The sequence below is a fragment of the Streptomyces sp. P9(2023) genome, assembly GCF_032436795.1.
Taxonomy (GTDB): Bacteria; Actinomycetota; Actinomycetes; order Streptomycetales; family Streptomycetaceae; genus Streptomyces.
The window spans coordinates 1-324 of the sequence record NZ_JAUPWM010000285.1; the positions used below are offsets into that span (position 1 = coordinate 1).

A 324-nucleotide genomic window follows, 5' to 3' on the forward strand; every position below is an offset into this window, starting at 1 on the left:
ACGCTAGACATAGCGCGGTGATAGTTCCATCCACATTTCCTACGCGCAGCTTAGGCTGAGGCGGCGCGCTTGTGCTACGTGCAAATCCCTCACATTCAATCGGCCACGGATCATACTGCTGACCTTGCCAGAAGATAGGTCCGCTTTGCAGATGAGCATGAAAATACAATTGATCGGCATTGATGCTAGTGGCGTCAAGCTCAAATAGAACAATCTTATTTCCAGGCTCTAGAGATTGAATGTCAGATGTAATCATTTTTGATTTTTCTTAAAAGATTCAAACTTATCATCTAACTCTTTTACTGCCTCAATAAGCAATGCGCA

At 43.8% G+C, this 324-nt stretch carries 1 protein-coding gene; it reads right to left on the bottom strand.

The features are described from left to right. Window positions 1–256: phage minor tail protein L (locus Q5762_RS37655; protein WP_315896815.1), on the bottom strand; the 256-nt coding region annotated here is incomplete at its 3' end. Between the last annotated feature and the right edge of the window lie 68 nt (window positions 257–324).